The 5,827-nt window shown below is 48.2% G+C and carries 6 protein-coding genes and 2 pseudogenes; 7 read left to right on the forward strand and 1 reads right to left on the reverse strand.

Annotated features, from left to right (window positions below; all coding sequences use genetic code 11):
- Positions 1-238, forward strand: a 238-nt coding sequence (locus L5M10_RS23050; RefSeq protein ID WP_263179589.1) for a transposase, incomplete at its 5' end; no start/stop codon positions are given.
- Positions 239-243: 5 nt separating this feature from the next.
- On the opposite strand, the pseudogene L5M10_RS23055 reads toward L5M10_RS23050, so the two are convergent.
- Positions 244-456, reverse strand: a pseudogene (locus L5M10_RS23055) (hypothetical protein); the annotation flags it as partial.
- Between the two features lie 795 nt (positions 457-1,251).
- On the opposite strand from L5M10_RS23055, the gene L5M10_RS23060 reads away from it, so the two are divergent.
- From L5M10_RS23060 to L5M10_RS23085, 6 genes and pseudogenes are all read left to right on the forward strand, one after another.
- Entirely contained in the window at positions 1,252-1,599 is a 348-nt protein-coding gene (locus L5M10_RS23060; protein WP_113938914.1) for a hypothetical protein, read from the forward strand.
- Positions 1,600-1,784: 185 nt separating this feature from the next.
- Positions 1,785-2,486, forward strand: a complete 702-nt coding sequence (locus L5M10_RS23065) for a TetR/AcrR family transcriptional regulator (RefSeq protein ID WP_131525685.1) — start codon at positions 1,785-1,787, stop codon at positions 2,484-2,486.
- Entirely contained in the window at positions 2,486-3,469 is a 984-nt protein-coding gene (locus tag L5M10_RS23070) for an HlyD family secretion protein (protein WP_263209245.1), read from the forward strand. Before L5M10_RS23065 ends, L5M10_RS23070 begins: the two co-directional genes overlap by 1 nt.
- Positions 3,466-4,422 carry an ATP-binding cassette domain-containing protein gene (locus L5M10_RS23075; protein ID WP_168823108.1) on the forward strand — a complete coding sequence of 319 codons (957 nt, stop codon included), beginning with the start codon at positions 3,466-3,468 and terminating at the stop codon, positions 4,420-4,422. Before L5M10_RS23070 ends, L5M10_RS23075 begins: the two co-directional genes overlap by 4 nt.
- Entirely contained in the window at positions 4,412-5,548 is a 1,137-nt protein-coding gene (locus tag L5M10_RS23080) for an ABC transporter permease (protein ID WP_263256021.1), read from the forward strand. The genes L5M10_RS23075 and L5M10_RS23080 overlap by 11 nt, the downstream gene beginning before the upstream one ends.
- Before the next feature lie 139 nt (positions 5,549-5,687).
- Positions 5,688-5,827 (forward strand): annotated as a pseudogene (locus L5M10_RS23085) (IS4 family transposase); the annotation flags it as partial.

The following is a 5,827-nucleotide window of genomic DNA, read 5'->3' on the forward strand; positions in this document are numbered from 1 at the left end:
TTCGCACAATATTGAGTTGCATTATTTACCGCCTTACAGCCCGAACCTCAATCCGATAGAAAGACTGTGGAAGGTCATGAATGAGCACGCGAGGAACAGCGTGTACTTCAAAAATAAGCGAGATTTCAGGTCCGCACTGGATAAATTTTTCAAAGAAACATTACCCGATATTGGTGAAAGTTTAGCGTCGCGGATCAATGATAATTTTCAGCTCTTTACCCACGCATCTTCAGGTTGATTGGGTATATATTGGTCAAAGTCGCAGTTGATCACTGTGTAATTGTTTGGCACTGGGATGCCTTGGCGCACTGAGTTAACAAATTCGGGCGTCCAGTAATCGGCTAAGGCATTGGTCTGGTGACCCGTACCATGGATAAAGGCGACTCCGGTTGCGGCTAACGTGACTGGGCTGACAGCGAACAGACCCAAGAGCATGAGGGCTTTTTTGATCTTCATGGCTATATCTCGTGTTGTTGGTCTTGTTGATTGTGGCCGCCAGTCCGTTGCGACAGTTTAGGGCAAATCGGTTAATGCTAAGGATTTGCCGTAAATAAGCTTGAAATCGGCTGGCATGGCTCGGTTTATAGGCGCTTAAGCGCGGGTTACTCACTTTGGGTAAAACATGACTTAAGGCCTGAATACGACGGGATAGCGTGAATGCGCTAGTTTACGTTGGCATCAAATGTGATTGCCGTAACTTAGCCATTATCAACAGGACGTAACTCAAGCTTATTAACCTAGACGCAACATTTTAAGCTGGCAAGTAAAACAATCATCATAAAATGGAATCGCAGGGGCGCATTTTGGACGGTTCGTTTTAATGTCAAACTAAAGGTTGGTAACCTGATGATAAGCAATGCCTAATAAACTAAATTTTGTTTTATCGTGTTTGAAATAGCGATTTGCTTACACAAAAGAATTTTCTGTGACACCCACTTAGCGTTTGAATTAATCGGTTTATCGTTCTGTATATAAAGGTTTTTTGTGATAAATAATTCAAACTCGCTCATTTACTCTGGGATATGGGTATCACTTTAGTGCATTTTAAGACTAAACCGATTAGGCTGAGCTGAGGTAAAGTGGGATAAACGGTATAAAAACCAACATTGCCGAGATGATATTCTTCTCATCTTAATCAGTCATCTGAGCCATGGATTGACTGAGAGTAGAAAAAGTAGCGCGATATGGGCAGGTTTAATCTAAATAGACAACAAACACGGGAGAATAAGTTTGGCGATAGAACATAATAAGATGGTGAGTTGCTTAAGTGGACTGCAATGTCGCACTAACTTCACCATAAAAAACATTACTGAATACATGCTCCCAGAAACTAAAGAGGCTTTCTATTTACACCTCGACGGTAAATCACCAAACTTGATTATTCGTCCCGCATTCGAAGTCTTTTCCGGCGAACTTGCCACTATTGCAGGCGTGCATGCCAAATACGACTATTTCCACAATGCTGAGATGACACGTTTCCCCAAACGTTTACATAAGAGTTTGACCGAAACCCACTATGGCCTTGCCTTTAGTTTTGACACGGTTGAAGCCGTACAGCAATTCATTACCCGTTTGAGTGCGATAGTGAAAGGCGCATAAGCTTTTACTGTATAAATCTTTAATAGAAGGCCGCTTAATTTTTCGATTGAACGGTACTCAAATTTTAGCCTTGCAGTGCTAGGGTTAAATTCCTCAATATCAATGAAAATGAGGAATTTAACTGCTGCCTTTTTACGCGGCTTTTCAGTATATTCATCAATAGATGAATTTTGCTGGAGCTTGCCATGTCGCTTATTCCCGGTCGCCCAAAGGGGGTTGTGCCATTTACCGCCCAAACTGAATCACAGCCGCAGACTCCTGGTCGTCCGAAAGGGGATTCCGATGCCCGCCAACGCTTAATTATCGCAGCCCTAAGTCTCTTCAGTCATCGCAGTTATCCCAGCGTTTCTACCCGTGAAATTGCCCGCGAAGCCGAGGTTGATGCCGCGCTTATTCGTTATTATTTTGGTTCAAAAGCGGGCCTGTTCGAACAAATGGTGCGGGAAACCCTTGAACCCGTATTAGCGCGTTTTCGCGAAATATCCGCCGCGGATGCCCCTAATAACTTGGGTGAACTTATGCAGACATATTATCGCGTTATGGCACCCAACCTGGGATTGCCACGGTTGATTATACGGGTGTTACAGGAAGGCGATGGCTCAGAACCCTATCGCATTATGTTGTCTGTTTTTGAGCAAATTTTATCCCTCTCGCGGCAATGGCTCGAATCCACATTAGTCAATGCGGGGCTATTGAAGGAGGGATTAGATCCCGATTTAGTACGCCTCAGTTTCGTGAGTCTGATGGTTTTTCCGCTTATTGCGCCTCCGGTGTTAATGCGTCAGTTCGGCTTTTTTAGCGCCGATGCTGATGGTTTACAGCGTTTAGCGCTGCACAATATGCAGGTTTTTACCCAAGGTGTACTGCGTGAACCGAGGAAGTCGTAATGAGTGTGAATTTTAAGATTCTGACGCACGTGAGTGTGGGTTGTGTGATCTTGCTATTAGTCGGTTGCACTGAAGCGCCGCCTAGAGTGCTTGGCACTGTTGAGCGGGACAGGCTGACGCTTACTGCGCCCGTAGGTGAGTTGATTACTCAAGTGAATGTGGTTGAAGGTCAACAGGTTAAGGCGGGTGAGGTGTTAATTCAGCTCGATACAACCTCTGCTAATGCGCGCCTCGCCCTGCGCCAAGCCGAGCTTGAACAGGCTAAAGCTAAACTTTCTGAGGCGGTCACAGGTGCGCGTTTAGAGGATATAGAACGCGCCAAGGCCGTGCTCGACGGGGCGAATGCCAGTGTGAAAGAGGCTCAGCGAGCCTTTGAACGAACAAACCGTTTATTTGTCACTAAAGTACTTAGCCAAGCGGATTTAGATACGGCCCGTGCGGCGCGGGATACCAGTTTAGCCAAGCAAGCTGAGGCGCAGCAAAGCCTGCGACTACTAGAAAATGGCACCCGTAGTGAGCAGCTTGAACAAGCCAAAGCCGCGGTGGCTGCAGCTCGCGCCAGTGTAGCCATCGAACAAAAAGCCTTAGCAGACTTGAGCTTGGTAGCGGCGCGTGATGCCGTTGTCGATACGTTGCCTTGGCGAGTCGGCGATCGCATTGCCGCAGGCACTCAGTTGATTGGTTTACTGGCGAGCGAGGATCCCTATGTACGGGTTTACCTGCCCGCGACTTGGTTAGACAGAGTGAAGGCGGGCGATAGCGTCAATATTCTTGTGGATGGCCGCGAGATACCGATTGCTGGCACTGTGCGCAATATTCGCAGTCAACCTGCTTACACGCCATTTTATGCGCTAAATGAACGTGATCGAGCGCGGCTGATGTATTTGACCGATATCACGATTTCCGCCACAGATCAGGACCTACCTACTGGCATGGCATTAGAAGTTGAACTCGATGTGCTGCAAGGAGTGCAGCAGCCATGAAAAGCGCTGATTTTGCTATCGAGACCCAAGGGATGACCCGCGCCTTTGGTGGTGTTAATGCGGTGGAAAACCTCGACCTCGCCATTCCCAAGGGCACAATTTATGGGTTTCTCGGCCCCAATGGCTGCGGAAAATCGACTTCAATTCGTATGTTGACTGGGTTACTGAGTCCCACATCGGGGAATATCCGCGTATTGGGTGAAACCTTACCCGGCGCCGAGGAAAAACTGCGTCGCCGTATTGGCTATATGACGCAAAAATTCTCCCTGTACGACAATCTTTCGGTGCGGGAAAACTTAGAGTTTGTCGCGCAAATTTATGGCCTTAACCGCCGAGCATCAAAGCTGCGAATAGCCGAGTTAGTCACGCTATACGATTTAGTCGGCCGCGAGAAACAAATGGCGGGCTCCATGAGTGGCGGCCAGAAACAGCGTTTGGCCTTAGCGGCAGCGACCTTACATCACCCCGAATTATTGTTTCTCGATGAGCCGACATCGGCGGTCGATCCTGAAAATCGACGCGAGTTTTGGGAGCGCTTATTCGATCTCTGTGCCCAAGGCACTACGATACTTGTGTCGACTCACTATATGGATGAGGCCGAGCGTTGCCATGGTCTTGCGATTTTAGAGCGGGGGATAAAACGCGCCGACGGTTCACCCCAGCAGCTGATGGCGGCGATGGGGGCTCGGGTGGTTGAGATCTCAGGGGACGACTTACGCACTTTAAAACAATCATTGATCAGCGAGTCTGCGGTATTGTCAGCGGCGCAAATCGGCAGTCGTTTGCGGGTGTTAGTGCGCAGCGATATTGAAGATCCGCTTGCTTGGCTTAAACCAAGAGTTGCCAGCCGGACGATGGAAGAAGTGCGCGCTAGCTTAGAAGATGTGTTTGTCACTTGTACTGGCGAGCGCTTGGCTGGGGTTTCCAAGGGAGAGACTGACCATGTGGCGTAGGATTTTTGCGATTGTGGTCAAAGAGCTGCGGCAGTTGTCGCGGGATCGCATGACCTTTGGCATGATAGTCATGATCCCGCTGGTGCAACTGATGTTGTTTGGTTATGCCATCAATACCGATGCTCGCCATCTGCCTGCTGGGTTAGTTAATTTGAGTGATTCTGCCTACAGTCGCGCACTGGTTAAGGCGGTGGAAGCAACGCAGGTCGTAGATTTTAAACAGCGTTATTTAAGTGCCGCCGAGGCTGAGGCGGCGATCACTCGCGGCGAAGTCAAAGCTGTGCTGTATTTGCCCGCCGATCTTGATGAGCGCTTAGTGCGTCACCCAAGCTTTGTGGGTCAGCAATATTTAGCGCAGTCCTATATCGCACAACCCGCTGGCCAATGGCTAGTGGATGGTTCAGATACGGTTGTCGCTTCAACTATTCGTAGCCTAAGGCAAATGCCACTGGATGAAGTCGCAGGAAGAGCACTAAAAACGGCGATGCCGAGTTTTGAAGTGGTGCAATATTTCAACCCAGAACAACGTTCTGTGGTCAACATAGTACCCGGCCTGTTGGGAGTGATTTTGACTATGACCATGGTGATGTTTACTTCCGCCGCCATAGTGCGTGAGCGCGAGCAGGGCAATATGGAGTTTTTGATCACTACGCCTGTGCGGCCACTGGAGTTGATGCTGGGTAAAATCGTGCCCTATGTGATGGTTGGCTTTGTGCAAGTGACCATTATCCTGAGCGCAGGGCATCTGTTGTTCGATGTGCCCATTCGCGGCGGGCTTGATTCTATCGCCCTTGCTGCTATGTTGTTCATTTGCGCCAGTTTAACCTTAGGATTAGTGATTTCGACCATAGCGAAAACCCAGTTGCAATCGATGCAGATGACGGTATTTATCCTGCTGCCATCGATTCTCTTGTCGGGATTTATGTTCCCCTACGAAGCCATGCCTATCGCGGCGCAATGGATTGCCGAAGCTTTACCCGCAACCCATTTTATGCGCATGTCACGGGCCATAGTGCTGCGCGATGCCCAAGTGGTGGATCTGCAATTTGATGCCCTGTGGATGATAGGTTTTACCTGTATCGGGCTATTTATCGCCAGTATGAGATTCTCTAAGCGTCTAGATTAATATTATCATCAGTATGCTGATAGTCGCATGGCACTGAAGAATCCCCTGATGATTTACAAATAAATCATCAAATTAGGGTGGAAGCGCATCTTGTTGCATGATCAAATGGTTTCGCTAAAAACTACACTTGGACAACAAGATGCGCGAAGCCAATATCCTACAACATTCTTTACACCAATACTGCCCAGAACTTCACCTAAAACGATTAAACAGCTTGATGCTGGCCTCTAAGGCACTGATTGAATGTAAGACACTGACCTTGACTGAGTTAGGTCGAAA

The sequence above is a fragment of the Shewanella sp. SM32 genome, assembly GCF_025654235.1.
GTDB lineage: Bacteria > Pseudomonadota > Gammaproteobacteria > Enterobacterales > Shewanellaceae > Shewanella > Shewanella oncorhynchi.

Coding starts and splice junctions, on each gene's coding strand:
- L5M10_RS23070 (WP_263209245.1), top strand. CDS start 2,486: ATGAGTGTGAATTTTAAGATTCTGACGCACGTGAGTGTGGGTTGTGTG.
- L5M10_RS23080 (WP_263256021.1), top strand. CDS start 4,412: ATGTGGCGTAGGATTTTTGCGATTGTGGTCAAAGAGCTGCGGCAGTTG.
- L5M10_RS23065 (WP_131525685.1), top strand. CDS start 1,785: ATGTCGCTTATTCCCGGTCGCCCAAAGGGGGTTGTGCCATTTACCGCC.
- L5M10_RS23075 (WP_168823108.1), top strand. CDS start 3,466: ATGAAAAGCGCTGATTTTGCTATCGAGACCCAAGGGATGACCCGCGCC.
- L5M10_RS23060 (WP_113938914.1), top strand. CDS start 1,252: ATGGTGAGTTGCTTAAGTGGACTGCAATGTCGCACTAACTTCACCATA.